This is a genomic window from Streptomyces sp. NPDC015139 (genome assembly GCF_043079785.1).
Taxonomy (GTDB): Bacteria; Actinomycetota; Actinomycetes; order Streptomycetales; family Streptomycetaceae; genus Streptomyces; species Streptomyces albidocamelliae.
Genome location: NZ_JBIBUW010000007.1, coordinates 26,247 through 50,715, shown reverse-complemented (window position 1 = coordinate 50,715; position 24,469 = coordinate 26,247). Strand labels below are relative to the sequence as shown.

At 70.8% G+C, this 24,469-nt stretch carries 22 protein-coding genes and 2 tRNA genes; 12 read left to right on the top strand and 12 right to left on the bottom strand.

From position 1 onward, the window contains the following. The first annotated feature begins 16 nt into the window (after nucleotides 1-16). The gene (locus ACF08B_RS20220; protein ID WP_392318606.1) at nucleotides 17-679 is read left to right on the top strand and encodes a DsbA family protein; all 663 of its coding nucleotides are present in this window, start codon (nucleotides 17-19) and stop codon (nucleotides 677-679) included. Between the two features lie 165 nt (nucleotides 680-844). Here the strand turns inward: ACF08B_RS20220 and ACF08B_RS20215 are convergent, their stop codons facing one another. The 8 genes from ACF08B_RS20215 to ACF08B_RS20180 form a co-directional block, all read right to left on the bottom strand. After that, on the bottom strand, nucleotides 845-1,492 hold the full coding sequence (locus tag ACF08B_RS20215; RefSeq protein ID WP_392318605.1) for a superoxide dismutase: 648 nt from the start codon (nucleotides 1,490-1,492) through the stop codon (nucleotides 845-847). Nucleotides 1,493-1,621: 129 nt separating this feature from the next. Continuing rightward, a complete protein-coding gene (locus ACF08B_RS20210; protein ID WP_392318604.1) occupies nucleotides 1,622-3,007 on the bottom strand; it encodes an amino acid permease in 1,386 nt (461 codons plus the stop codon). 119 nt (nucleotides 3,008-3,126) lie between these two features. After that, on the bottom strand, nucleotides 3,127-4,023 hold the full coding sequence (locus ACF08B_RS20205) for a TauD/TfdA dioxygenase family protein (RefSeq protein WP_392318603.1): 897 nt from the start codon (nucleotides 4,021-4,023) through the stop codon (nucleotides 3,127-3,129). 20 nt (nucleotides 4,024-4,043) lie between these two features. After that, the gene (locus ACF08B_RS20200; RefSeq protein WP_392318602.1) at nucleotides 4,044-5,378 is read right to left on the bottom strand and encodes an LLM class flavin-dependent oxidoreductase; all 1,335 of its coding nucleotides are present in this window, start codon (nucleotides 5,376-5,378) and stop codon (nucleotides 4,044-4,046) included. Nucleotides 5,379-5,495: 117 nt separating this feature from the next. Continuing rightward, nucleotides 5,496-6,209 carry an ABC transporter ATP-binding protein gene (locus tag ACF08B_RS20195; RefSeq protein ID WP_392318601.1) on the bottom strand — a complete coding sequence of 238 codons (714 nt, stop codon included), beginning with the start codon at nucleotides 6,207-6,209 and terminating at the stop codon, nucleotides 5,496-5,498. Then, nucleotides 6,185-7,033: an ABC transporter permease gene (locus tag ACF08B_RS20190; RefSeq protein ID WP_392318600.1), complete on the bottom strand. Its 849-nt coding sequence runs from the start codon at nucleotides 7,031-7,033 to the stop codon at nucleotides 6,185-6,187. The genes ACF08B_RS20195 and ACF08B_RS20190 overlap by 25 nt, the downstream gene beginning before the upstream one ends. After that, nucleotides 7,030-8,073: an ABC transporter substrate-binding protein gene (locus ACF08B_RS20185; protein WP_392318599.1), complete on the bottom strand. Its 1,044-nt coding sequence runs from the start codon at nucleotides 8,071-8,073 to the stop codon at nucleotides 7,030-7,032. The genes ACF08B_RS20190 and ACF08B_RS20185 overlap by 4 nt, the downstream gene beginning before the upstream one ends. 206 nt (nucleotides 8,074-8,279) lie before the next feature. Then, nucleotides 8,280-9,479: an ROK family protein gene (locus ACF08B_RS20180; RefSeq protein WP_392318598.1), complete on the bottom strand. Its 1,200-nt coding sequence runs from the start codon at nucleotides 9,477-9,479 to the stop codon at nucleotides 8,280-8,282. 458 nt (nucleotides 9,480-9,937) lie between these two features. On the opposite strand from ACF08B_RS20180, the gene ACF08B_RS20175 reads away from it, so the two are divergent. Then, nucleotides 9,938-10,519, top strand: coding sequence for a biotin transporter BioY (locus tag ACF08B_RS20175; protein ID WP_392318597.1), 582 nt, complete (start codon nucleotides 9,938-9,940; stop codon nucleotides 10,517-10,519). A gap of 700 nt (nucleotides 10,520-11,219) precedes the next feature. On the opposite strand, the gene ACF08B_RS20170 is transcribed toward ACF08B_RS20175, so the two are convergent. Then, entirely contained in the window at nucleotides 11,220-12,638 is a 1,419-nt protein-coding gene (locus ACF08B_RS20170; RefSeq protein ID WP_392318596.1) for an amino acid permease, read from the bottom strand. A 246-nt stretch (nucleotides 12,639-12,884) separates the two neighbouring features. Here ACF08B_RS20170 and ACF08B_RS20165 point away from each other — a divergent pair, with 246 nt between their 5' ends. Then, nucleotides 12,885-13,373 (top strand): ribose-5-phosphate isomerase, encoded by a 489-nt coding sequence (locus tag ACF08B_RS20165; protein WP_073893965.1) that lies wholly within the window; start codon nucleotides 12,885-12,887, stop codon nucleotides 13,371-13,373. 59 nt (nucleotides 13,374-13,432) lie between these two features. Then, nucleotides 13,433-14,242, top strand: coding sequence for an Fpg/Nei family DNA glycosylase (locus ACF08B_RS20160; RefSeq protein ID WP_392318595.1), 810 nt, complete (start codon nucleotides 13,433-13,435; stop codon nucleotides 14,240-14,242). Between the two features lie 23 nt (nucleotides 14,243-14,265). Here ACF08B_RS20160 and ACF08B_RS20155 read toward each other — a convergent pair whose 3' ends face one another. Beyond that, nucleotides 14,266-15,507: a GNAT family N-acetyltransferase gene (locus ACF08B_RS20155; protein ID WP_392318594.1), complete on the bottom strand. Its 1,242-nt coding sequence runs from the start codon at nucleotides 15,505-15,507 to the stop codon at nucleotides 14,266-14,268. 175 nt (nucleotides 15,508-15,682) lie between these two features. Here ACF08B_RS20155 and ACF08B_RS20150 point away from each other — a divergent pair, with 175 nt between their 5' ends. Further along, entirely contained in the window at nucleotides 15,683-16,855 is a 1,173-nt protein-coding gene (locus tag ACF08B_RS20150; RefSeq protein ID WP_093477658.1) for a PP2C family protein-serine/threonine phosphatase, read from the top strand. A 23-nt stretch (nucleotides 16,856-16,878) separates the two neighbouring features. Beyond that, the gene (locus ACF08B_RS20145; RefSeq protein WP_392318593.1) at nucleotides 16,879-17,328 is read left to right on the top strand and encodes an HD domain-containing protein; all 450 of its coding nucleotides are present in this window, start codon (nucleotides 16,879-16,881) and stop codon (nucleotides 17,326-17,328) included. Between the two features lie 72 nt (nucleotides 17,329-17,400). Here ACF08B_RS20145 and ACF08B_RS20140 read toward each other — a convergent pair whose 3' ends face one another. Beyond that, nucleotides 17,401-18,510, bottom strand: a complete 1,110-nt coding sequence (locus ACF08B_RS20140; RefSeq protein ID WP_392318592.1) for an acyltransferase family protein — start codon at nucleotides 18,508-18,510, stop codon at nucleotides 17,401-17,403. 532 nt (nucleotides 18,511-19,042) lie between these two features. Here ACF08B_RS20140 and ACF08B_RS20135 point away from each other — a divergent pair. After that, nucleotides 19,043-19,237: a hypothetical protein gene (locus ACF08B_RS20135; RefSeq protein WP_093699101.1), complete on the top strand. Its 195-nt coding sequence runs from the start codon at nucleotides 19,043-19,045 to the stop codon at nucleotides 19,235-19,237. Nucleotides 19,238-19,441: 204 nt separating this feature from the next. On the opposite strand, the gene ACF08B_RS20130 is transcribed toward ACF08B_RS20135, so the two are convergent. Then, nucleotides 19,442-19,512: transfer RNA gene (locus ACF08B_RS20130), tRNA-Gly, on the bottom strand. A gap of 161 nt (nucleotides 19,513-19,673) precedes the next feature. On the opposite strand from ACF08B_RS20130, the gene ACF08B_RS20125 reads away from it, so the two are divergent. From ACF08B_RS20125 to clpX, 5 genes are all read left to right on the top strand, one after another. Beyond that, nucleotides 19,674-19,750 (top strand) — tRNA-Pro (locus tag ACF08B_RS20125). A gap of 180 nt (nucleotides 19,751-19,930) precedes the next feature. Further along, complete coding sequence (gene tig / locus ACF08B_RS20120) at nucleotides 19,931-21,301, top strand: trigger factor (protein ID WP_392318591.1); 1,371 nt, start codon at nucleotides 19,931-19,933, stop codon at nucleotides 21,299-21,301. Nucleotides 21,302-21,670: 369 nt separating this feature from the next. Further along, entirely contained in the window at nucleotides 21,671-22,276 is a 606-nt protein-coding gene (locus ACF08B_RS20115) for an ATP-dependent Clp protease proteolytic subunit (RefSeq protein WP_392318904.1), read from the top strand. 69 nt (nucleotides 22,277-22,345) lie between these two features. Next, a complete protein-coding gene (locus tag ACF08B_RS20110) occupies nucleotides 22,346-23,011 on the top strand; it encodes an ATP-dependent Clp protease proteolytic subunit (RefSeq protein WP_073893953.1) in 666 nt (221 codons plus the stop codon). A gap of 170 nt (nucleotides 23,012-23,181) precedes the next feature. Next, nucleotides 23,182-24,468, top strand: coding sequence for an ATP-dependent Clp protease ATP-binding subunit ClpX (clpX, locus tag ACF08B_RS20105; protein WP_030747560.1), 1,287 nt, complete (start codon nucleotides 23,182-23,184; stop codon nucleotides 24,466-24,468). Nucleotide 24,469 lies beyond the last annotated feature (1 nt).

The window sequence follows — 24,469 nt, the reverse complement described above, 5'->3', positions numbered from 1 at the left end:
TGTGCTGAGGAGAGCCATGTCCGAGACCACGACCTCGACCGGCAGGACCCCCGTCGACTTCTGGTTCGACCCGCTGTGCCCCTGGGCCTGGATGACCTCCCGGTGGGTGCTGGAGGTCGAGAAGGTCCGCGACATCGAGGTCCGCTGGCACGTCATGAGCCTCGCCGTGCTCAACGAGAACCGGCTGGACGAGCTGCCCGAGGACTACCGGGAGATGCTCACCACCAAGGCGTGGAAGGCGGTGCGCGTGGTCACGGCGGCCTGGCAGAAGCACGGCGACGACGTGCTCGGCCCGCTCTACACCGCGCTCGGCACGCGCTTCCACAACAACGGCGAGGGCGTGACCCCGGAGGCCATCGCCGGCGCGCTCGCCGACGCGGGCCTGCCGGCCGAGCTGATCGACTACGCCGAGCAGGAGGACTTCGAGTTCGACGCCGAGCTGCGCGCCTCCCACAAGGAGGGCATCGAGAAGGTCGGCCAGGACGTCGGCACCCCGGTCATCGCGGTCCCGGGCCCGGACGGCGAGCAGATCGCCTTCTTCGGCCCGGTCGTCACCCCCGCCCCCAAGGGCGAGGAGGCGGCCCGCCTGTGGGACGGCACCCTCGCCGTGGCCTCCGTCCCGGGCTTCTACGAGATCAAGCGGTCCCGCACCAAGGGCCCGGACTTCAGCAACCTCTGAGCCCCTGCCGGCGGGCCGGATCCCCCTTTCCGGGTCCCGCCGCCGCCCGTACGACGGAGGGCCCCCGCGAGTCATGTCCTCGCGGGGGCCCTCTTTTCTCCGCCTGCCCGCGTGAAGGGTGAGAAGACGATCACGAGGCAGGACGTTCGGGGACGCTCCGGGCGCTCAGGGCGCGAGCAGCAGGACGTCCGCGCGGGACTTGGCGGCCTCGTACCGGCGGGCCACGTCCTGCCAGTTCACGACCTCCCACATGGCGTCGACGAAGTCGGCCTTCTGGTTGCGGTACTGCAGGTAGAAGGCGTGCTCCCAGGCGTCGAAGACGAGGATCGGGACCGACCCCTGGCCGACGTTGCCCTGGTGGTCGTAGACCTGCTCCACGATCAGCCGGCCGCTCAGCGGTTCGTGGGCGAGCACCCCCCACCCCGAGCCCTGGGTGGTGGCGGCGGCCTTGGACAGCTGTGCCTTGAAGGCGGCGAACGAGCCGAAGGAATCCCTGATCGCCTCGGCCAGCCCACCCACGCCGTCGGCCGCGAGGGGCTCGCCGCCGCCCTCCTTGGGACCGGTCATGTTCTGCCAGTAGATGCTGTGCAGGATGTGCCCGGAGAGGTGGAAGGCCAGGTTCTTCTCCAGCCCGTTGATCGAGCCCCACGTCTCCCGGTCCCGCGCCTCGGCGAGCTGCTCCAGCGTGTCGTTGGCCCCCTTCACATAGGCCGCGTGGTGCTTGTCGTGGTGCAGCTCGATGATCTCGGGGCTGATCACGGGCGCGAGCGCCGCGTAGTCGTAGGGCAGGTCGGGCAGCGTGTAGACGGGCATGGGGGACCCCCTCGGGAAGCTTATTGCAAATAACTTGCAGGTACACGCTAGCAACAACTGCGGCGAGGCAACAGAAAGGCCCCCACGTGTCGCACGTGGGGGCCTCGCCGGCGTGGCCGGGACGCGGGGTCAGCGGACGGCGCGGGCCCGCTGCCAGCCGTAGCCGGCCGCCGCCAGCGCCAGGGTCATGGCGCCCGTGGAGTAGAGCTGCACCCGGGTGTCGGGCTGGCGGGCCATGAGGACGAAGATCGCGACCATGCCCGCGAGCGCCACCCAGGTGAGGTACGGAAACGCCCACATCCGCACGACCAGCCTCTCCGGCGCCTCCCGCTCGATCCGGCGGCGCAGCAGCAGCTGGGAGACCGCGATGAAGATCCAGACGACCAGGATCACCGCGCCGATCATGTTCAGCAGCCACTTGAAGACGTCGTCCGGCCGCCAGTAGCTGAGCAGCACACAGACGAAGCCCAGCACGCAGGAGACGAGCACCGCGATCCGCGGGACCCCGCCGGACAGCCTCCCCAGCGCCCGCGGACCCTGTCCGCGCTGCACCAGCGAGTAGGCGATGCGCGAGGAGCCGTAGATGTTGGCGTTCATCGCGGACAGCAGGGCCACCAGCACGACCACGTTCATCAGCTGGCCGGCACCGGGAATCCCCAGGTGGTCGAGGGCGGCGACGTACGGGCCCTTCGCCACGACCTCCTCGGAGTCCCACGGGACCAGGGTCACGACGACCGCCATGGAGCCGATGTAGAACAGCGCGATGCGCCACATCGCCGTACGGACGGCGGACGCCACGCCCTTGACCGGGTCCTCGGACTCGGCCGCGGCGATGGTGACCGTCTCCAGGCCGCCGTACGCGAAGACCGACGCGAGCAGGCCGATGATCAGGCCGTTGCTGCCGTGTGGGAGGAAGTCCGTCAGGTTCGAGGCGCCCGGGGCGTCCGTGCCCGGCAGCACACCGGCGATGGCCAGCACGCCGAGGACCAGGAAGAGGCTGATCGCGCCGACCTTCAGCGCGGCGAACCAGAACTCGAACTCGCCGAAGTTCTTCACGGCGGCCAGGTTCGTCCCGCAGAACACCACCATGAACAGCGCGACCCACAGCCACTCCGGGGTGCCGGGCAGCCAGCCGGAGACGATGTGCGCGGCGCCGATGCCCTCCAGGCCGACGGCCGTGCACAGCAGGATCCAGAAGGACCAGCCCGCCGCGAAGCCGGCCCAGGGGCCGATCGCCCGCTCGGCGTGCGCCGAGAAGGACCCGGAGGACGGGTAGGCGGCCGACATCTCGCCGAGCATCCGCATCACCAGCATCACCAGGAGGCCGGAGACCGTGTAGGCGATCACGATGGACGGGCCGGCGGCGGCGATGCCCGCACCGGATCCGACGAACAGGCCCGCGCCGATCACCCCGCCGAGGGCGATCATCGACAGATGGCGCTGCTTGAGGCCGTGGGAGAGGGAGTCGCCGGCCCGCTGCTGCGGCGGCGTCCCGGTCTTCGTGCTGCTGGGCATGGCGCGGCTCGTCCAGTGCAGTAGAGGGCAAAATCGCCCACAGTCTGGGCGGCCCGTCCGCTCACGCGAAGGGGCCGCCCAGTATCCGGACACCTGCCGTACGCAGCGTGGACGGCCGGTTACGCGGCGACGGCCACCGGCGTGTAGTGGGACGCGTCCCCCTCGATCGCGTAGCTCTCCTTGCCCTCGATGCCCACCGGGACGTCACCGGCGACGGTCACCCGGTGCAGACGGCGCGGCCGGCCGTCGTAGTTGTCGATGGCGTAGTGCTGGGTGATGCGGTTGTCGAAGAGGACGAGCTGGTTCTCCGACCAGCGGTGGCGCAGCACGTTCTCAGGCCGGGTGACGTACGCCTGCAACAGGTCGAGGACCTTGCGGGACTCGCCCACCGACAGGCCGGCGATCCGCTGTGCGAACCCGCCGATGAACAGTCCCCGCTCGCCGGTCAGCGGGTGGACGCGCACCACCGGGTGGGCGGTGCGGTACTTGATGGACGTGAACTGCGCCCGCTGGGCCGCCTTGTCCTCGTCGACGTCCTCGTCCGGCACCGCGTAGTCGTAGTCGTTGGTGTGCTCCGCCCACAGGGTGTCGGCGAGGCGCCGCAACGGCTCCGGCAGGTCGCGGTAGGCGGCCGCCGCGTTCGCGATCAGGGTCTCGCCGCCGTACGGCGGGACGGTGATCGAGCGCAGGGTGCTGGCCTGCGGCGGGTTGAGGACGAAGGTGACGTCGGTGTGCCAGTGGTTGGCGCGGCCCCGCTCGCTGTCGACCGGCAGCACGTTCGGGGCGTCGTCGACCGCGCCGACCGTCGGGTGCGCGGTGGTCAGGTCGCCGAAGTGGCGGGCGAAGGCCTGCTGGCCGGCGTCGTCCAGGGTGCCGGCGTCGAAGACGAGCGCCTTGTGCACGTTCAGGGCCTCGCGGATCGCGGCGACCTCCTCCGGGGCGAGCGGCGCGGCGACGTCGACGCCGGTGACCTGCGCGCCGATGCGTGCGGTGACCTTGGTGATCTCGATGGACATGCGGGTTCCTCTCGTGCGGATCAGGCGAACGCGGGGGTCAGGTACTGGTTGGCGGGGCGGGGCAGGCCGTAGCGCTCCCGCAGGGTCCGGCGGGGGCCGTACCCGGTGCGCAGCAGGCCGCGGGCGCGCAGGAGCGGTACGACGTGCTCGACGAAGGCGTCCAGGCCGGAGGGCAGTACGGCGGGCATGATGTTGAAGCCGTCGGCGGCTCCCCGGGTGAACCAGGTCTCGATCTTGTCGGCGACCTGCTCGGGCGTCCCGGCGAAGGTGAGGTGGCCGCGTCCGCCGCCGAGCCGGCCGATCAGCTGCCGTACGGTGAGCCGTTCGCGCCGGGCCAGCTCCACGACGAGCGTGTAGCGGCTCTTGGCGCCCTCGACGGCGGACTCGGGCGGCAGGTCGGCGGGCAGCGGGGCGTCCAGCTCCAGGGAACCGGGCTCCAGTTGCAGCAGGCTCTCCAGCCGGTCCACCCCGTGGTCGTACACGATGTGGTCCTCCAGCAGCTGCTCGGCCGCCCGCGCCTCGGCCTCGGTGGACCCGAGCACGGGGACGATGCCGGGCAGCACCTTGATGCGCCCGGGATCGCGTCCGGCCTGCGCGGTGCGGGACTTGAGGTCGGCGTAGAAGGCCTGCGCGTCGGCGAGGGTCTGCTGCGCGGTGAACACCGCTTCCGCGTACCGGGCGGCGAACGCCTTGCCGTCCTCGGAGGAGCCGGCCTGCACCAGCAGCGGGTAACCCTGCGGGGAGCGGGGCACGTTGAGGGCGCCCGCGACGCTGAAGTACGTGCCCCGGTGCCGGGGCGGGTGGATCTTGCCGTCGTCGCCCCAGACACCGGCCGCCTTGTCGGCGACGATCGCGTCGTCCTCCCAGCTGTCCCACAGTTTCAGGGACACGTCCAGGAATTCCGCGGCGCGGGCGTACCGCTCGGCGTGCGCGGGCTCGGCGTCAAGACCGAAGTTGCGGGCCGCCTCGGCGCCGGCGGTGGTGACGATGTTCCAGCCGGCCCGGCCGCCGCTGATGATGTCCAGCGAGGCGAACCTGCGGGCCAGGTTGTAGGGGGAGTTGTAAGAGGTCGAGGCGGTGGCGATCAGCCCGATGTGCTCCGTGGCCGCCGCCAGCGCGGTCAGCAGGGTGAGCGGTTCCAGGGCGCCGGCCGGCCGCTGGGCGAGGTTGTTCCACAGCTGGGGGCCGTCGGCGAGGAAGAGCGAGTCGAAGGTGCCGCGCTCGGCGATCCGGGCGAGGTGCACGTAGTGCGCGAGGTCGGTGTGGGCGTACGGGTCGCTCTCCGGGAGCCGCCACGAGGCCTCGTGATGGCCGGTGTTCATCAGGAACGCGTTGAGATGGAGGTGCCGGGTCATGGGCGTCCTTCGCTACGGACGGGTGCGGGGAAGTGGGGACGGCGCCGACGTGCGCCGGCCGGCGGACCGGCACGGCCGGTACGGGAGCCGGTGCGGAAGAGGGGGCGGGGCCGCCGGTCAGCCGGCGTCCTCCGTGACGCCCAGCGCGGCGAGCAGCCGCGACCGGTACTCGTCGCGCGAGCGCCCGTGGTCGATGGCCAGGTCGAGGCCGATCCGGCCGTTCTCCAGGACGAGGACGCGGTCGGCGAGCACGATCGCCTCGTCCACGTCGTGGGTGACGAGCAGCACGGACGGCCGGTGGCGCTTCCACAGCTCGCGCAGCAGGTGGTGCATCCGGATCCGGGTCAGCGCGTCGAGCGCGCCGAACGGCTCGTCGGCGAGCAGCAGTTCGGGCTCGCGGACCAGAGAGCGGGCGAGCGCGGCACGCTGCGCCTCGCCGCCGGACAGTTCGCCCGGCCAGGCCCGCTCACGGCCGCCCAGTCCGACCTCGGTCAGTGCCGCCCTGCCGCGTTCCTCGGCGTCCTTGCCGTCGAGCCCCAGGAGGACGTTCGCCAGCACCCGGCGCCAGGGCAGCAGCCGGGAGTCCTGGAACACCACCGACACCCGCTCGGGCGCGGTGAGCCGTCCGTCGCCGGCGACCCCGTGGTCCAGGCCGGCGATCGCCCGCAGCAGGGTGGACTTGCCCGAGCCGCTGTGTCCGAGCAGGGCCGTGAACTGTCCGGCGGGCAGATCGAGGTCGATGTCGTCGAGGACGGTACGGCCCCCGAAGGAGCGGGTCAGGCCCTGGATCCGGACGGTGGGCCGGGTCAGCTGCTCAGTGTGCGGCGCCACGACAGCACCCTCCGTTCGACGAGACGGACCGCGCTGTCGGAGATCAGGCCGAAGACGCCGTAGATCAGCAGGCCGACCAGGATGACGTCGCTCTGGCCGTAGTTCTGGGCCTGGAACATCAGGTAACCGAGGCCGCTGGTGGCGTTGATCTGCTCCAGGACCACCAGCCCCAGCCAGGAGCCGGTCACGCCGAGCCGGAGTCCCACGAAGAAGCCGGGCAGCGCGCCGGGGATCACGACCTGGCGGACGAAGGCGAGCCTCGACAGGCCCTGCACCTCGGCGAGTTCGACGAAGCGGCTGTCGATGCCGGACAGCGCGGCATGCGTGTTCAGGTAGATCGGGATGTAGACGACGATCGCGATGATGGCGATCTTGAAGGTCTCCCCGATGCCCAGCCAGAGGATGAACAGCGGGATCAGACCGAGGGTGGGGATCGCCCGGTTGAGCTGGACGGTTCCGTCGATCAGCGCCTCACCGGTCCGGCTGAGGCCGGAGGCCAGCGCGAGCAGCACGCCCGCGGTCAGGCCGATGGCGAAGCCGTACGCGGCGCGCTCCAGGGAGGTCAGCACATCCGTGGGCAGCGTGCCGTCCGTCCACAGGTGCCCGGCGGTCCTCAGCACCGTCCAGGGCGCCGGGATCGCCCCCGTGTCCAGGGTCCCGGCGGCCGAGGCCGCGGCCCACAGGGCGAACAGCAGCAGCGGGCCGGAGAGCCGGGTGGCGGGCAGCCGCCGGCCGGGGGACAGGCGCCGGCGCCGGCGCACCTGGGGGAGTTCGGCGGCTTCGGGCGCCGCCACGGCGGTCGTCGTCGTGGTCACGGCGCTCACCTCCGGTACTCCGCCGGTACGGCCTCGGCGGCGAGGGACTCGAAGCGGTGGTCGAACAGGGAGGAGACGTCGAACTTCTTCACGAACCCGCCCTCGGCGAGCAGGTCGGCGGTCTCCTGCTCCCACTTGATCGCCTCGTCCCAGCTGGGCGGGAACAGCGGCTTGTTGGCGAGCTCGGTGATGGACTTCGCCTGCTCCGGGGTCAGGTTCTGCGTCTTGACGTAGAACTCCTCGTTCCACACGTCCGGGTGCTCGTACTGCCACACCTGGCCCTTGGCCCACGCGGGGATGTAGGCGGCGATCGCGGCGGCCTTCGCCGGATCGTTCAGCACCGACTGCGGCGCCCACAGCAGGTTGAGCAGGTCGACGACGTCGGTCTCGATGGTGTGGGCGCCCTTGCCCCGGTACTGCTTCAGGTACGCGGGCGCCTGGCTGTTGGCGAGCGGGGCCACGTCCACCTGGCCGGACTGCAGGGCGGTCAGGAACTGGTTGCTGGTCAGCGGGACCAGCTTCACCTCGTCGTACTCCAGGCCCGCCCGCTTCAGCGCCCGCAGCAGTACGACACCCTGGGCCTGCCCCTGCGAGAAGGCGAGCCTCCTGCCCTTGAAGCCCCGCACCGTGCGGATGTCGCTGCCGGGCTTGGTGGCGAAGAGGTAGTTGGGCCTGCGGGTGAGGCCGATCGCCACGATCTTCGCGTCGAAGCCCTGGTAGTGCGCCTGTATCGGCGGGATGCCCGCGTTGTTGGAGAGGTCCAGGGACTTGGCGCGGAAGGCGTTGATGACGTCGGGTCCCGCGCCGATGTTCACCCAGCTGGACACCGTGAACGGCAGCCTGGGCAACTTGGCCAGCCGGAACTGCAGTTGCTGCACGTCCTGGTACGAGGCGATCCTCAGGGCGGTGCCGGCCGGCACCTTGTCGGCCAGCGGCTCGGTCGCCGCCCCCTTGGCGGCGGCGGACGCGTCGCCCTTGGCGCATCCGCTGAGTCCCGCGGCGGCGGCGGACGCGCCGAGCAGGGAAGTGAGAAACACACGACGGTGCATGGGAGGACTCCCGGGAGAAAAAGAGCGGAAAGGCAGGAGGAATTCCGGGAAAGACGAGCCGGAAGAAGAGAACTCACGCAGCGGGAAACACGCGCTTCATGCGCGGCAATGTGTCAGCAACAGAGGGTGCGACAGCTGGTGAGAGGGCTCATGACCAGCATGTTCCTTTCCCGGTGCGAGGCCTGTCAACATTCCGAGTTTCTGAATTAAATAGCCTCAGGTGACGCACTCAGCGGGTCCCGGAACAGCACGTCCAGCATCACTGATCCGCCTGCCGTGGCGAGCACGGAGTCCGGGAAACTCGTCGGGAGCACGGCGGCCGAACGGGCCGTACCGGCCGCGTCCCGCAGCGCGCCGAGGCAGTCCTCGAAGTGCATGACCCCGACCTCGGTGACGACGACCGTCTCCGGGTTGAGCACGTCCAGCAGCAGCCCGGCCGCCCGCCCCGTCGCACGGGCCCGGTCCACCAGCAGCCGCCGCGCCACCGCGTCCCCGCCCGCCGCCGCGGCCACCACGTGCATCGGGTTGTCCGAGCCGGTCACCCCGGCCGCCCGGGCCCGCCGGCACAGCGTCCGCTCGCTCAACTCCGCCTGGAGGCAGCCGGTACGGCCGCACGCGCAGGGCTCGCCGCCGCCCGGCACCGGCAGATGGGCGATCGCCCCGGCCGCCGAACGCGGCCCGTGGTGCACCTCGTCGTTGGTCGCGAAGGCCGCGTCGACCATGTTGCCCACGAACAGGTGCAGCACGCTGCGGCTGCCCCGGGCCCGCCCGAACAGCCGCTCCGCGTTCACCAACGCCCGTGCGTGGCCGTCCACATGGACCGGCAGGCCGGTGCGGGCGCCGAGCAGGTCCCGCACCGGCACCTCCCGCCAGCCCAGCAGCTCGTGCTCGACGACGGTGCCGGTCTCCCGGTCCACCCAGCCGCCGACCGCCACCCCGACACCCAGCGGGTGACGCCCCGGCACCCGCGCGAGCAGTTCCGCGAGCCCGTCGGCGGCCCGCGCCAGCACCGGGCCCGGATCGGTCCGTCCGTGCTTCAGCTCCCGCCGCGCCACCACCCGGCCGCGCAGGTCCAGCAGCGTGACCGTGGTGTACGGCACCGCCACGTGCACGCCGGCGACCAGGAACCGGGAGTCGTCCAGGTCGACGGGCACGTGGGGCCGGCCGACGCCGTTCGAGCGGCGGGGCGCGGCCGACTCCCGGATCAGGCCCAGTCCGGCGAGCCGGGCGCAGTGCTCGGTCACGGACGCCGGGGACAGCCCGGTCAGCCGGGCGACGGTGCTGCGCGCCACCGGACCGTGCTCCAGCACGGAACGCAGTACGAGGCTGGCACTGGTGCGCCGCCGGTCGGGGTCGGCGGCACGTGGAACGGGGGAATCAAGGGTGGATACGGTGCTGCTGGGCATGGAGGACCGTCCTCGGGACCGGGGCCGACACGTCTCGGAGTGGTGGAGAAGGCGAGGCGTGCCGGGAAGCCCGCCCCTACCCCGGGCGGCGACAGGTGGCCGTGCCCTGGCGTCGCAGGTCGACATAGCGACGCGACGTGAGGTACCGGGCCTGGGCAACCATGCGGTCGAAGCTAGCAAAGGGCCCCCGCGCTGCCCAGACGGCGACCGACGGGCGAGACGGTTCCCGGACGGCGTTTGGTGGGATTCCACAGTCGGTGGCCGGTGCGGGGGAGTGAGCGGAACGTCGCTGCCTCAGTGACCGGTGTCACGCCCGACCGCGTGTAGGCGGCACGGTTTGTGCGAAGGTCACGAAGGCGCCGTTCCCCGCTTTGTCGAGCGCCGACGGTGATCACCTGGCGGACGCTGGGATAGCGTCACGATGTCCCGACGTGTCCACACCATCCCGCGGAGTCCCCATGAGCACCGCCACCGCCACCGCCCGTCCCGGTGCAGTCCTCGCCGACCTGCTGCCGGCGTCCCGTGTCCGCGACGCCGCCCTCGTGCTCGGCGGCGCCGTGCTCACCGGCCTCGCGGCCCAGCTCTCGGTGCCGGTGCCCGGGTCCCCGGTGCCGGTGACCGGCCAGACCTTCGCCGCGCTGCTCGTCGGCACCTCCCTCGGCGCCCGCCGCGGCTTCCTCTCGCTCGCCCTGTACGCGGTCGCCGGTGTGGCCGGCGTGCCGTGGTTCGCCGGGGGCACTTCCGGCGGGGGCGCCGTCTCCTTCGGTTACATCCTCGGCATGCTGCTCGCCTCCGCGGTCGTCGGTGCCCTGGCGCGGCGCGGCGCCGACCGCTCCCCGCTGCGCACGGCGGGCACGATGATCCTCGGCGAGGCGATCATCTACGCCGTCGGCGTGCCCTACCTGGCCCTGGCCGCCCACCTGTCCGCCTCCCAGGCGATCGCGGCCGGCCTCACCCCGTTCCTCCTCGGTGACGCCCTCAAGGCCCTCCTGGCCATGGGCGTGCTGCCGACGGCCTGGAAGTTCGCGGACAAGCGCTGACGCGGAAGTCATCACGCAAGAGGCTCGCCGAACCCGGCGAGCCTCTTGCGCGTTTCGGGGTCCGCGCGGCCGCCCACCGAGACGGCTACGGCGTCCGGCACGACCCGCGCCGGGGGGCCTGCGGCGGTGGGGCGGGGCACGCGAACGCCTAGCCTGCGGGGCTGACCTGCCCGACTCGCGGACACCTGGGGCTCCGGCCCAGTGCGCTCGCGGGGGCGTTCCTTGGGTCGCCGGCCCGAGCGTTCCGGTTCCCGGCGCGGGCACGCGGTCCGGCAGGGCCTGCTTGCGGTCCCCGGCTTCGCGGCGGGGCGCCTGTCGCGTCAGGGCGCGGGGTGGGCGAGGGTCCGCCCGGAGGGCTGAGCCGCCCGACGCGTATCGGCTCCGTTCGCGGACGCCCAGGGCGCCGCGCCGGTGCAGCCCGGGGGCACGTCTCCAGTCGCGCCCGAGCGGCCACCGGAGTTGGCTGCCGGCCTTCGGCGCGGCTACGGCGTCCGGCACCGCCTGCATCCGGTCCCGCCCCGCGGACGAAGGCCCGACCCGCACGACGCGCGTCGCTCCGCCCGCGGACGCCTGGGCTCCGGGTCCGGTGCGACCCGGGAGCACAGGGTCCGTCGGCCCCGGGGCCGGCGCGGGACGCACGAGGGCCGCATGACCCGACACTTCTGTCAGGTCATGCGGCCCGGTGCCACGGGGGAGTGGGTCAGCCGACGGACACCTTGTCGGCCGGGGCCTCGACCGCGGGGTCCGGGCGCTTCGCCGAGACCGTCTGCTTGATCACCGCGATCGCCACCACGACCGCGGCGACCAGCAGGGACAGCAGCACCGTCTCGCGGCCGTCGTGCTCGGTGTCGAACAGCATGTAGACGAGGACGAACACGATCATCGCGGCCGTCGCCCAGGTCAGGTACGGGTACAGCCACATCTTCACGACGAGCTTCTCCGGCGCCTCACGCTGGATGATCTTGCGCATCCGCAGCTGCGAGAAACAGATGACCAGCCACACGAACAGGGCGACCGCACCGCTGGAGTTCAGCAGGAAGAGGAAGACGCTGTCCGGGTACTGGTAGTTGAAGAAGACCGCCACGAAGCCGAAGACCACCGAGGACAGGATCGCGGCCATCGGGACACCGCGGGAGGTGGTGCGGGCGAACGCCTTCGGGGCGTCACCGCGCTGGCCGAGCGAGAAGGCCATCCGGGAGGCCGTGTAGAGGCCCGAGTTGAGGCAGGACAGCACCGAGGTCAGCACGATGACGTTCATGACCTCGCCGGCGTGGGCGATGCCGAGGGAGTTCAGCGCGGCGACGTAGGAGCCGTCCTTCGCGATGGACGGGTCGTTCCACGGCAGCAGCGTGACCACGACGAGGATCGAGCCCAGGTAGAAGACGCCGATCCGCCAGATGATGCTGTTGGTGGACTTGGTGACCGCGCGCTGCGGGTCCTCGGACTCGCCGGCCGCCAGGGTGGCGATCTCGCTGCCCATGAAGGAGAAGACGACCAGCAGCACACCGGTGAGGATCGCGCCGGGCCCGTGCGGCAGGAAGCCGCCCTCGCCGGTCAGGTTGGAGAAGCTCGCCTTGTCGGCGTGGACGCCCGGCAGCACGCCGAACACCGCGAGCAGACCGATGACGACGAACGCGCCGATCGCCACGACCTTGATGCCGGCGAACCAGAACTCGAACTCGCCGTAGGAGCCGACCGAGACCAGGTTGGTGGCGGTCAGGACGACCATCACGATCAGGGCCCAGCCCCATTGCGGGACGGCCGGTACCCAGCCCTCGAGGATCTTCGCGCCGGCGGTCGCCTCGACGGCGAGCACGACGACCCAGAAGAACCAGTAGAGCCAGCCGATGGAGAAGCCTGCCCAGCGGCCGAGCGCGCGGTCGGCGTGGGCCGAGAAGGAGCCGGAGGTGGGGTTCGCGGCGGACATCTCGCCGAGCATCCGCATCACGAGGACGACGAGCGTGCCGACGAGGGCGTACGACAGGAGGATGCCGGGGCCGGCGGTGGCGATACCTGAGCTGGAGCCGACGAACAGTCCGGCACCGATCACGCCGCCGATGGCGATCATCGTCAGGTGACGGTTCTTGAGACCTGCTTGAAGTCCGGAACCAGGGGTCATGGGACGGATTTCCTTTGCGCCGGTGGAGCGATTCCCGTCCGAGGGGGGTGCCGTTGTGCGGCTGCGAACGGGACCTCGCACGAGCGGTGTACGAGGCGGTCCAGTGAATCCGAGGTGTATGGATTCGGGAACCTCTGAATCCAGATTGTTACTTGAGGTTCCCTTGAGCTTCTATGGTTTGGCTCACATCTCGCGGCGCCGACACCCGGAGCTGCTGCCCGGATGGGGGCGTGTCACACTCGTCCCATGCGCGTGTATCTCGGCTCCGACCATGCGGGCTACGAACTCAAGAACCACCTCGTCGAGTGGCTCAAGGCGGCGGGGCACGAGCCCGTCGACTGCGGGCCGCACATCTACGACGCCCAGGACGACTACCCGCCCTTCTGCCTGCGTGCCGCGGAGAAGGCGGCCGCGGACGCGGACGGCCTCGGCATCGTGATCGGCGGCTCGGGCAACGGCGAGCAGATCGCCGCCAACAAGGTGAAGGGCGTGCGGGCGGCCCTGGCCTGGAGCGAGGAGACCGCGGCGCTCGGCCGTCAGCACAACGACGCCAACGTGGTGGCCGTGGGTGCGCGTATGCACAGCACGGAGGAGGCGACCAAGTTCGTCGAGGTCTTCCTCAACACCCCGTTCTCGGGTGACGAGCGCCACATCCGCCGGATCGACATGCTGTCGGCCTACGAGACGACCGGTGACCTGCCCCCGGTCCCGGCCCACCACCCGCAGCAGGACTGAGCCTTCCCTCGGGGCCCGGCGGACACCGGGCCCCGAGGAGCGGAAAGGAACGGGCGACCGTGCCAGAGGGGCACACGATCCACCGGCTGGCGCACGACTACGCCGCCCGGTTCTCGGGCACGGCCCCGCGCGTCACCAGTCCCCAGGGCAAGTTCTCCGACGCCGCCGACCTGCTGGACGGGGCCGAGCTGACCGCCACCGAGGCGCACGGCAAGCACCTGTTCCTGCGGTTCCGGGACGCCGACTGGGTCCACATCCACCTCGGCCTCTTCGGCAAGGTCGGCTTCGGCGACGCCCCGGCGCCCCCGCCGGCGGACACCGTCCGGCTCCGCCTCGCGAACGACACCGCGTACGTCGACCTGCGTGGCCCCACGACCTGCGCGCTGATCACGGACGCCGAGAAGCGGGCCGTGCACGACCGGCTCGGCCCCGACCCGCTGCGCGAGGACGCCGACCCGGGCGCCGCCTACCGCAGGATCTCCCGCAGCCGTACCACCATCGCCGCGCTGCTCATGGACCAGAAGGTCGTCGCCGGCGTCGGCAACGTCTACCGCGCCGAGGTCCTCTTCCGGCGCGGCGTGGACCCCTACCGTGCCGGCCGGGACATCACCCCGGCCGAGTGGGACGCCCTGTGGGCCGACCTCGTCGAGCTGATGCGCGAGGGCGTGCGGAACAACCGGATCGACACCGTCCGCCCGGAGCACACCCCGCAGGCCATGGGCCGCCCGCCCCGCGTGGACGACCACGGCGGCGAGGTGTACGTCTACCGCCGCGCCAGCCGGCCCTGCCACATCTGCGCCACCGAGATCCGCACCGCCGGCCTCGCCGCCCGCAATCTCTTCTGGTGCCCCGCCTGCCAGAAACCGTGACCGCACCCCGGCGGTCCGCCGGGTCAGAAGCCGTGGGAGATCCAGGGGGCCACCGGTGAGCCGAAGGCCACCGACGCCTCCGTCAGCGCCCCCGGGCGCAGTTCCCGCACCCGTCCGGCCGCCGCCAGCGACAGCAGCGTCACCCCGCCGAGATAGGCCGCGCCCAACTCCCGTACGGACAGGGCGAGATCGGCGGCGTCGTCCGTACGCTCGCAGGACGCGCCCTTGGCGTCCCCGGTCAGCCGCCAACGCCCCGTGTTCCAGGGGCAGAAGGCGTCCTCCACCTCGAGGACGACGTCGACCGGAGCCTGATAGGTCCGCACCGCCAGGGCCGCGTCCACGTCCACGAGACGGACGTACCCCGCGTCCCGCAGCCGCGGCAGACAGCGGCGGATGTCGGAGACCAGGTGCTGCCAGGCCTCGTCGACCGGCCGGCCCCGCACCTCCAGCGTCGTCATCAGGTCGATGCCGAACAGGAACCGCCACAGCGCGGCCCCGCTCGCCGGGTCGAGCGCGGCCAGCTCCTCCAGCGTCACCGTGCCGTCGTGCCCGCTCGGGCCCCAGCCCAACTTGGTGCGGAAGCGGGCGTACCCGGTGACCTCGCCGTCCCGTTCGGCCACCACGCACTGCAGGGCCGACGCCCCCTCGCGCTCGCTCTCCGGGTCGAGCAGCCCGGCCCGCTCCCAGCCGGGCATGCGGGCCAGCATGCCGGGGCGCCGGGGCACCAGTGCCGCGTACACCGCCTCGCACTCCCGCAGCACGTCGGCGGGCGGCGCGTAGCGCACCCGCACCTCGTCGGTGCCCTCGGGCAGCGCCAGGGTGACCCGGCCGGTGTCGATCTCCGCGCTGATCTGGGAGGTCGCCGCGCCGTACCCGAAGCGGCCGTAGATCGCGGGCTCGGAGGCGAACAGGGCGGCCAGCGGCTCGCCCTTGGCGCGCGCGTCGTCCAGCAGCCGCCGCATCATCGACGTCAGCACCCCGCGCCGCCGGTGCGTCGCGGCCACGCTCACCATGGTCACGCCGGCGGTCGGCACCACCGCCCCGCCCGGCACCGTCATCCGGAAGCTGAAGGCCCCGGACGTGCCGACGATCGCGTCCCCGTCCCGGACGACCAGCGAGCGGTCGAACTCGGTGAGCGATTTGTCCAGTTCGCGTTCCTCGGCCGAGGAAGGCCCGCCGCCGAACGCACGGACCAGGTGCTCCCACCACTGGTCGAAGTCCTCGGGGCGCAGCGTCGTCAACTCGGTCCCACGGTCATTCCCCATGAGCCATGCCTACCAGGGCATTGCAGGACGAGCCAGCGAATTTCTCCCGGTCGGCGCCGCGAGGGCCGCGCGTGCCGTTCACTGTGAGGACGCACCACGAAACAGGGCCTCGCACGGGGGACAAGTGGGACCTCCCGTGCCAAGCAGCCGGTCCGATGGATAGGGTCCCGAACTAATGGCAGCAGGACGAGAGCGGCGCGCCAAGGCCGAGACGTTCACGGCCCGGTGGCGTATGCAGTGGCACCGGGCCCGGGTCGGCCTGCGCAGAAGCGCCGTGGACTACTTCCGCGGCGACGGTTCCGACTGGATCGCGTTCGCCGGACTGCTGCTCGCCGTGCCCGTCCTCGCGGCCATGACCCTCGCCGACTCGGTGTGGTGCTCCCCGGCCACCCTGGTCCTGCCGATCGTCGCGGGCGGCCTGCTGCTGCGCCCGGCGAGCCTGCTCGGCCTGTACGCGGCGGCGGCCTCCGCCCTGATCGTGGAGTCGGTACGGCTCGGCCCCTACACCGAGGGACCGTCCCGGGTCACTCCCGGTGTGGTCCTGGTGGTCGCCGCGTGCGGCTTCTTCGGGCTGCTGACCGCGCAGTTCCGCAGCCGGGTCGGCGTGCCGTGGCGGCGCGGCGGCACCATGCTGTTCGACCTGCGCGAGCGGATCCGGGTGCAGAGCAAGCTGCCGAAGCTGCCGCAGGGCTGGCACCACGAGATGGCGCTGCGTCCGGCGGGCGGACAGTCCTTCTCGGGCGACTTCGTCGTCGCGGCCCGTACGAACGGCGGCCGCACCCTGGAGGTCGTGCTGACGGACGTGTCCGGCAAGGGCATGGACGCCGCCTCGCGCTCCCTGCTGCTGTCCGGCGCCTTCGGCGGCCTCCTCGGCTCCCTCCCGCCGCACGCCTTCCTGCCGGCCGCCAACGGCTACCTGCTCCGCCAGGAGTGGGACGAGGGCTTCGCCACCTCCATCCACCTGGTCCTCGACCTCGACTCCGGGGACTACGAGCTGTACTCCGCGGGCCATCCACCGGGCCTCCAGCTGAGCGCGGGCAGCGGCCGCTGGGAGGAGAAGGCGGCCGAAGGGCCCCTGCTGGGGGTGTACGACGGCGCCCAGTTCGACCCCGTGAAGGGCTCGCTGCGCCCGGGTGACGTGCTGATGCTGTTCACGGACGGCCTGGTGGAGACGTCCGACCGCGACATCGTGGAGGGCATCGACCGGCTCACCGGCGAGGCCGACCGCTATGTCGCCGGCGGCTTCCACGGCGCCGCCTGGCACCTCATCGAGGCGGTGGCCAAGGACGTCAACGACGATCGCGCCCTGCTGCTGATCTGCCGCCAGCACGCGACGAACGGCCGCTGAGCGCCGGGGGAGACACTGGGGCCATGACACAGCTCTCCCCGGCCGAGGTCGAGGCCGTCGCGCGTGCCGCCCACGAGGGACAGACCGACAAGGCGGGACGGCCGTACGCCGAACACCTCGCGGCCGTCGCGGAGGGCGTCCGGGCCCGCGGCGGCGACCGGGACCAGATCGCGGCGGCCTGGCTGCACGACTCCGTCGAGGACGACGCGCTCAGCCGCCAGTGGCTGGCGGAGGCGGCCCTCACCCCGCGCACCAGGGCCATCGTGGACGCCCTGACCAAGCGGCCGGGCGAGGAGCCGGAGGAGTACGCCCGCCGCATCCTCGCCACCCCGGGCGCGCTGCTGGTGAAGGAGTCCGACCTGGCGCACAACGCCGACCCGGAGCGGCTGGCCGTGCTGCCGGAGCCGACCCGGAGACGACTGACCGAGAAGTACACGCGGATGCGTGCGCTTCTCGGTCTCGTTCAGGGGTGAGCCGGTGAGCAGCCGGGCGGGCCCGGGGTGGCTGCCCGGCGGAGGTCGGTCCGGGCGCGGCCGGTCCGGGCGCTAGGCGCCGACCTTCTCCCGCTCCCGCTCGCGCTCCTTCTCCTTCTTGTGCCGCTCCCGGGCCAGTTCCGCCGCGTCCTGCTTGAACGCCCACTCCATCTTCGGCTCCATCGCGAACCGGAAGGCGCGCTGCACCGGCTTGGTGCACAGCAGGGTGACGGCGGTGCCGGCGAGGAGGGTCACCAGGATCTCCCCGGCCGGGTGGTGCAGCCAGGGGTGTTCGAACAGGCCCCGGTAGTCCGCGAACTTCGTCAGGAAGCCGTGCAGCAGGTAGCCGTAGAGGGTGCCCGCGCCGAGGGCGGTGAACCACATCCTGCGGCCCGGCACCCAGGAGAAGAAGCAGGCCGTCAGCAGCAGCGAGCAGCCCATCAGCGCCAGCGTCATCACCGGGCCGCACCACCACGGGGCACCGAGTTCCTGCGCGGCGTCACGGTGGTAGAACCACGAGGCGTTCATGCGCGGTGCCGCCCACCAGCCGACCACGAGCGCCACCGCCAGCACCGGCACCGAGGCGATGCGCACGGAGCGGCGGCGCACCAGCTTGAAGTGCTCGGGCTTCATGCACAGGCCCAGCACGAAGTACGGCAGGAACTGCAGGACGCGCTGGAGGTCGAGGTCGTCGCCGATGTCCGGGCTGACGCTCGCCAGCATGGCGAGGCCGACGGCGAGGGGCAGCGGCCAGCGGACCAGCTTCCAGATGGGCGTGGTCAGCCGCCATATGAACAGGGCGACCAGGAACCAGGTGAGATACCAGGGGTCGAGCAGGGTGATGGGCTCGTGGGAGCCCTCGTCGACGAGGTTCTTGAAGAGCGGGTACGCCGTCTCGAAGAGGATGTACGGCACCGCGACACCGGTGATCAGCCGCTTCAGCCGGTCCGGCCGCATGTCGAAACTGCGCGAGAAGAAGCCGGAGATGATGATGAACGCCGGCATGTGGACCGTGTACACGATGGTGTACAGCGTCTCCACGACCCGGCTGTCACCCTTGAGCGGTTCCCACGAGTGCCCCATCGCGACGAGCACGATGGCCAGGTACTTGGCGTTGTCGAAGAACGCGTCGCGTTGTTTGCCGGGTCTGTCCGCCTTCGCCTGCCCTTTCTGCGCACTCATCGGGGTACGCGGTCCGGGCACTCCGTCCACCGGCGACTGTGCCGGGGGGAGCGGCCTGCGGGTCTGGCCGGGGGACGAGGCGGCTTCAAACATCTCAGGCACCCTAGCGTCGGCTGCGGGATTTCGTAAAACTCCCGCAGTCATTCCTGGTTATCGCCTTCGGGTACCCCCTGATTTACAGAACTTGCCACCCCTGTCGACGTGATGGTGCCCACACGAGGGTCGTCAGTTCACCCTCGATGTCCCGATTCATCCAGACTAAATGGGGCATACGGCGTCTCGGTATCATCAATTCGAATTACCTGCGCACGACATGTGTGGAGACGGAAACGAAGTCACGCAATTCCCGGGGCGGTCACCTGCGGAAGCTCCGTCGAATTACCGCACGGCGCACCGTGCGTGCCGGGTCGTCAGCCGACGTTGTGTCACGGGCCGCATACGGACGCCTGGTTGGTGGCACGATGGTTCTGGCGGGGGTGCGGCGGCCGTACCTCCGGGCCGGGAGAGCGGACCGACCGAGGGTGTGATCAGTGTGGCCATTTCACTGTCCGTGGTGCTGCTGTTGGCGATCATCCTGGTGGTGCTGATCCGAGGGGGGAACATCAAGGCCGGCCCCGCGATCGTCGCGATCCTCTTCGGCTTCTTCCTCGCGTCGACCGGCATGGCGCCGTCCATCAGCCGGTTCCTGAACTCGATAGCGGACTCCATCAACTCGATCAAGTTCTGAGTCGGCCCGGGGCGCCCGCGGGAGCGCGGGGCGCGGGGCCGGGCGCTCAGGGCGGCGAGGGGGCGCGGGCGTCGACCCCTCGCACCCCGGGGCGGCCGCGTCCCCGGCCCGAGGAAGGCGTGTACGGAGCGTGACCGCACGGGTACGGAAAACACTCAGGGCCGGACCGAGGAGAGATCCACGGTCCGGCCCTGAGCCGTACAGAGCGGGCGACGGGAATCGAACCCGCGTAGCTAGTTTGGAAGACTAGGGCTCTACCATTGAGCTACGCCCGCAAGAGCGCGCCGCAGGTCCGTGACCGCGGCACTGCAGGCATCGTAGCGGGTCGTCCGGCGTCGAGGCCAACGAGTAGCGACACGCGGATCCCGCGCGCGCCGCCCGGAAGAATGCGGCGGCCCCGGCGGGCCCGGGCATGTACCCTACGTGTCGCACCAGACGGGGTGTGGCGCAGCTTGGTAGCGCGTCCGCTTTGGGAGCGGAAGGCCGTGGGTTCAAATCCCGCCACCCCGACCATTGCCTCGCGTACGTCGCGAAGATCGCCTTTTGGGGCGCTGACCGGCTGCGGTTACTATGCAAGCTGCGCGCCCGTGTGTCCCGGCCCACTCGGCCTACGAACTCCTCCGGGCGGCGAAATCCGCCGGACCAGTCTGGCTCCGGCAGAAACCCAGAAGTCAGCCACAAGGAGACCGAACCGTGAAGAGCGCCGTGGAGACCCTGAACCCGACCCGGGTTCGGCTCACTGTCGAGGTGCCCTTCGAGGAGCTCAAGGACAGCCTCGACGCGGCGTACAAGAAGATCAACCAGCAGGTCACGGTGAAGGGCTTCCGCAAGGGCAAGATCCCGGCCCGCGTCATCGACCAGCGGTTCGGCCGCGGTGCGGTCCTGGAGGAGGCGGTCAACGACGCGCTTCCGAAGTTCTACACCGAGGCGGTCAACGAGGCCGAGCTGAGCCCGCTGGGCCAGCCCGAGGTCGACATCACGGAGCTGAAGGACGGCGAGACGCTGAACTTCACCGCCGAGGTCGACGTGCGCCCCGCCCTGGAGATCCCGGACTACTCGGGCATCGAGGTCGAGGTCGACGCCGTCGAGGTCACCGACGAGGACGTGGAGAAGTCGGTCGAGCAGCTGCGCGAGCGCTTCGCCTCCACCTCCCCGGTCGAGCGTGCGGCCGAGGACGGCGACGTCGTCACCATCGACCTGCAGGCCAAGGTCGACGGCGAGGTCCTCGAGGACGGCATCGCCGAGGGTGTCTCGTACACCATCGGTTCCGGTGAGCTGCTCGACGGCATCGACGACGCCGTGAAGGGCCTGGAGGCCGGTGGCGAGGCCACCTTCACCTCCGAGCTCAAGGGCGGCTCCGCCGCGGGCAAGGAGGCCGAGGTCGTCGTCAAGGTGTCCCAGGTCGCCGCCCGCGAACTGCCCTCGCTGGACGACGAGTTCGCGCAGCTCGCCTCCGAGTTCGACACGCTGGACGAGCTCCGTGCCGACAGCCGCAAGCGCCTCGCGAACATGAAGCAGTTCGACCAGGCCACCCAGGCCCAGGAGCGCGTCCTGGAGAAGCTCCTCGAGCTGGTCGAGGTCCCGGTCCCCGAGAAGCTGCTCGAGGACGAGGTCAACACCCGCAAGCACAACCTGGAGCACCACCAGCTCGGCCAGATGGGTCTGGACCTCGACAAGTACCTGGAGATCCAGGGCAAGACCGCCGAGGAGTTCGAGACCGAGACCCGCGAGGCCGCGGTCAAGGGCATCAAGACCCAGTTCGTCCTCGACGAGCTGGTCAAGAAGGAGAACCTCAACGTCAACCAGGAGGAGCTCACCGAGCACCTCATGCGGCGTGCGGCCTCCTCCGGCATGTCCCCCGACCAGTTCGCCCAGGCCGTCGTCGAGGGTGGCCAGGTGCCGCTCCTCGTCGGCGAGGTCGCCCGCGGCAAGGCCCTGGCCGTCGTGGTCGAGGCCGCCACGGTGAAGGACACCAACGGCGAGATCGTCGACCTGGACGACGAGGAGGAGGAGACCGAGGCCGCCGAGGCGTCGGAGACCTCCGAGGAGACGACCGAGGCCTGACCGGCCCCACGGCGTTCCTGACGGCGTAACCGGGCCCCCGCGGAGTGTGTCTCCCCGGGGGCCCGTGCCGTACCCGCCGCGGACGGCCCCGGGCCCGCGGGGACCCCGCGACGAGCCGCGTCCGGCCCCGGGGCCCGGCGGAGATCCGCGCCGGCTCCCCCGATCCGCGTCCGGCCCCCGGCGGAGCCCTCCGCTACGCCCCCGGCGAACACTCCCATCTCCGGGATTCCCCGAAGGGACCCGCGCGTTAGGGTCCATGAGTACGGGGGCAGGGGAGTCTCCTGAGACCCCCAGCCAAGCCTCCGGCAGGACGACGTGAGACGGCCCGGCGCCGTCGTAAGACGAGCAGGTGGATACGTGACGAATCTGATGCCTTCAGCCGCCGGCGAGCCTTCCATCGGTGGTGGCCTCGGCGACCAGGTCTACAACCGGCTGCTCAACGAGCGGATCATCTTCCTCGGCCAGCAGGTTGACGACGACATCGCCAACAAGATCACCGCACAGCTGCTGCTCCTTGCCGCCGACCCGGACAAGGACATCTACCTCTACATCAACAGCCCCGGTGGCTCGGTGACGGCCGGCATGGCGATCTACGACACCATGCAGTACATCCCGAACGACGTGGTCACCATCGCCATGGGCATGGCGGCCTCGATGGGCCAGTTCCTGCTCACCGGTGGCGCCGCGGGCAAGCGCTTCGCGCTGCCGCACGCGGACATCATGATGCACCAGGGCTCCGCGGGCCTCGGCGGTACCGTCTCGGACATCAAGATCCAGGCCGAGTACCTGCTGCGCACCAAGAAGCGCATGTCCGAGCTGACCGCGGAGCACTCCGGCCAGACGGTCGAGGCGATCATCCGCGACGGCGACCGCGACCGCTGGTTCACCCCGGAAGAGGCCAAGGAGTACGGTCTCATTGACGAGATCATCACGCACGCCTCGGGTGTTCCGGGAGGCGGCGGCACCGGTGCCTGACCGGCCAGGCCACGCCACGCACCGCCGAGACCCCAGCCCCCAGAACGCCACCAGGACGGTGAACACCCCATGAGCAACTTCCACGGCGCCGCCAGCGGCATGTACGAAGGGCCCCGCCCGGACAGCCGCTACGTCATCCCGCGCTTCGTCGAGCGCACCTCGCAGGGCATCCGCGAGTACGACCCGTACGCGAAGCTCTTCGAGGAGCGCGTGATCTTCCTGGGCGTCCAGATCGACGACGCCTCGGCCAACGACGTCATGGCGCAGCTGCTGTGCCTGGAGTCGATGGACCCGGACCGGGACATCTCGATCTACATCAACAGCCCCGGTGGCGACATGACCGCCCTCACGGCGATCTACGACACGATGCAGTTCGTGAAGCCGGACATCCAGACGGTCTGCATGGGCCAGGCGGCCTCCGCGGCGGCCATCCTGCTGGCCGCCGGCACCCCCGGCAAGCGCATGGCGCTGCCGAACTCCCGCGTCCTGATCCACCAGCCGGCGGGCTCCACCGGCCGCGGTCAGCTCTCCGACCTGGAGATCATCGCGAAGGAGTTCACCCGGATGCGTGACCAGCTGGAGCAGATGCTGGCCAAGCACTCGAACCAGCCGCTCGAGAAGATCCGCGAGGACATCGAGCGCGACAAGATCCTCACGGCCGAGGAGGCGCTGCAGTACGGCCTCGTCGACCAGATCATCTCCACCCGCAAGCTGAACAACTCCGAGGTCCGCTGACCCGGAGAGGTACGCTCTCTGCCCCTCTTGGCACCGTGCACGTCAAAGTGAACCCTGCCAAGGGGGGCCCGAACACCGGGCCCGGCAAGGTACCGTCGGACATAAGGCAGCACCAGGAGCCGCTGGACTCGTGACGTCCAGGCGTCTCCCAGGCGAAGGGGAAGCACACCGTGGCACGCATCGGTGACGGCGGCGATCTGCTCAAGTGCTCGTTCTGCGGCAAGAGCCAGAAGCAGGTCAAGAAGCTCATCGCAGGGCCCGGTGTGTACATCTGCGACGAGTGCATCGATCTCTGCAACGAGATCATCGAGGAAGAGCTCGCGGAGACGAGCGAGGTCCGCTGGGAGGAACTGCCCAAGCCTCGCGAGATCTACGAGTTCCTCGAGGGCTACGTGGTCGGCCAGGAAGCGGCCAAGAAGGCGCTTTCCGTCGCGGTGTACAACCACTACAAGAGGGTCCAGGCAGGCGAGAACGGCGGCGCGAGCGGCCGTGACGACGCCATCGAGCTGGCGAAGTCGAATATTCTTCTGCTGGGCCCAACGGGCTCCGGCAAGACGCTCCTCGCGCAGACGCTGGCGCGCATGCTGAACGTCCCGTTCGCGATCGCCGACGCCACGGCGCTCACCGAGGCGGGTTACGTCGGCGAGGACGTCGAGAACATCCTTCTGAAGCTGATCCAGGCCGCGGACTACGACGTCAAGAAGGCCGAGACCGGGATCATCTACATCGACGAGATCGACAAGGTCGCCCGCAAGAGCGAGAACCCGTCGATCACCCGGGACGTCTCCGGCGAGGGCGTCCAGCAGGCCCTGCTGAAGATCCTCGAGGGCACCACGGCCTCGGTGCCGCCCCAGGGCGGACGCAAGCACCCGCACCAGGAGTTCATCCAGATCGACACGACGAACGTCCTGTTCATCGTGGGCGGTGCCTTCGCGGGCCTGGAGAAGATCATCGAGGCGCGGGCCGGCGCCAAGGGCATCGGCTTCGGCGCGACGATCCTCTCCAAGCGCGAGCTGGAGGCCAAGGACGTCTTCGAGGACGTCATGCCGGAGGACCTGGTCAAGTTCGGCATGATCCCCGAGTTCATCGGCCGCCTCCCGGTCATCACCTCGGTCCACAACCTGGACCGCGAGGCCCTGCTCCAGATCCTGGTGGAGCCCCGCAACGCCCTGGTCAAGCAGTACCAGCGCCTCTTCGAACTCGACGGCGTGGAGCTGGACTTCGAGCGTGAGGCCCTGGAGGCCATCGCCGACCAGGCGATCCTGCGCCAGACCGGCGCCCGCGGCCTGCGCGCCATCATGGAGGAGGTCCTCCAGGGTGTGATGTACGAGGTCCCGTCCCGCAAGGACGTGGCCCGCGTGGTCATCACGGCCGACGTGGTCCTCTCCAACGTCAACCCCACCCTGATCCCCCGCGACGCCCGGGGCCGGGGCTCTGGGGAGCAGAAGACGGCGTAAC

Excerpts from the sequence above, each read along its gene's own strand:
- ACF08B_RS20220 (WP_392318606.1), top strand. The coding sequence starts at position 17 with ATGTCCGAGACCACGACCTCGACCGGCAGGACCCCCGTCGACTTCTGG.
- ACF08B_RS20215 (WP_392318605.1), bottom strand. The coding sequence starts at position 1,492 with ATGCCCGTCTACACGCTGCCCGACCTGCCCTACGACTACGCGGCGCTC.
- ACF08B_RS20210 (WP_392318604.1), bottom strand. The coding sequence starts at position 3,007 with ATGCCCAGCAGCACGAAGACCGGGACGCCGCCGCAGCAGCGGGCCGGC.
- ACF08B_RS20205 (WP_392318603.1), bottom strand. The coding sequence starts at position 4,023 with ATGTCCATCGAGATCACCAAGGTCACCGCACGCATCGGCGCGCAGGTC.
- ACF08B_RS20200 (WP_392318602.1), bottom strand. The coding sequence starts at position 5,378 with ATGACCCGGCACCTCCATCTCAACGCGTTCCTGATGAACACCGGCCAT.
- ACF08B_RS20185 (WP_392318599.1), bottom strand. The coding sequence starts at position 8,073 with ATGCACCGTCGTGTGTTTCTCACTTCCCTGCTCGGCGCGTCCGCCGCC.
- ACF08B_RS20180 (WP_392318598.1), bottom strand. The coding sequence starts at position 9,479 with ATGCCCAGCAGCACCGTATCCACCCTTGATTCCCCCGTTCCACGTGCC.
- ACF08B_RS20175 (WP_392318597.1), top strand. The coding sequence starts at position 9,938 with ATGAGCACCGCCACCGCCACCGCCCGTCCCGGTGCAGTCCTCGCCGAC.
- ACF08B_RS20170 (WP_392318596.1), bottom strand. The coding sequence starts at position 12,638 with ATGACCCCTGGTTCCGGACTTCAAGCAGGTCTCAAGAACCGTCACCTG.
- ACF08B_RS20165 (WP_073893965.1), top strand. The coding sequence starts at position 12,885 with ATGCGCGTGTATCTCGGCTCCGACCATGCGGGCTACGAACTCAAGAAC.
- ACF08B_RS20155 (WP_392318594.1), bottom strand. The coding sequence starts at position 15,507 with ATGGGGAATGACCGTGGGACCGAGTTGACGACGCTGCGCCCCGAGGAC.
- ACF08B_RS20150 (WP_093477658.1), top strand. The coding sequence starts at position 15,683 with ATGGCAGCAGGACGAGAGCGGCGCGCCAAGGCCGAGACGTTCACGGCC.
- ACF08B_RS20145 (WP_392318593.1), top strand. The coding sequence starts at position 16,879 with ATGACACAGCTCTCCCCGGCCGAGGTCGAGGCCGTCGCGCGTGCCGCC.
- ACF08B_RS20140 (WP_392318592.1), bottom strand. The coding sequence starts at position 18,510 with ATGAGTGCGCAGAAAGGGCAGGCGAAGGCGGACAGACCCGGCAAACAA.
- ACF08B_RS20115 (WP_392318904.1), top strand. The coding sequence starts at position 21,671 with ATGCCTTCAGCCGCCGGCGAGCCTTCCATCGGTGGTGGCCTCGGCGAC.
- ACF08B_RS20110 (WP_073893953.1), top strand. The coding sequence starts at position 22,346 with ATGAGCAACTTCCACGGCGCCGCCAGCGGCATGTACGAAGGGCCCCGC.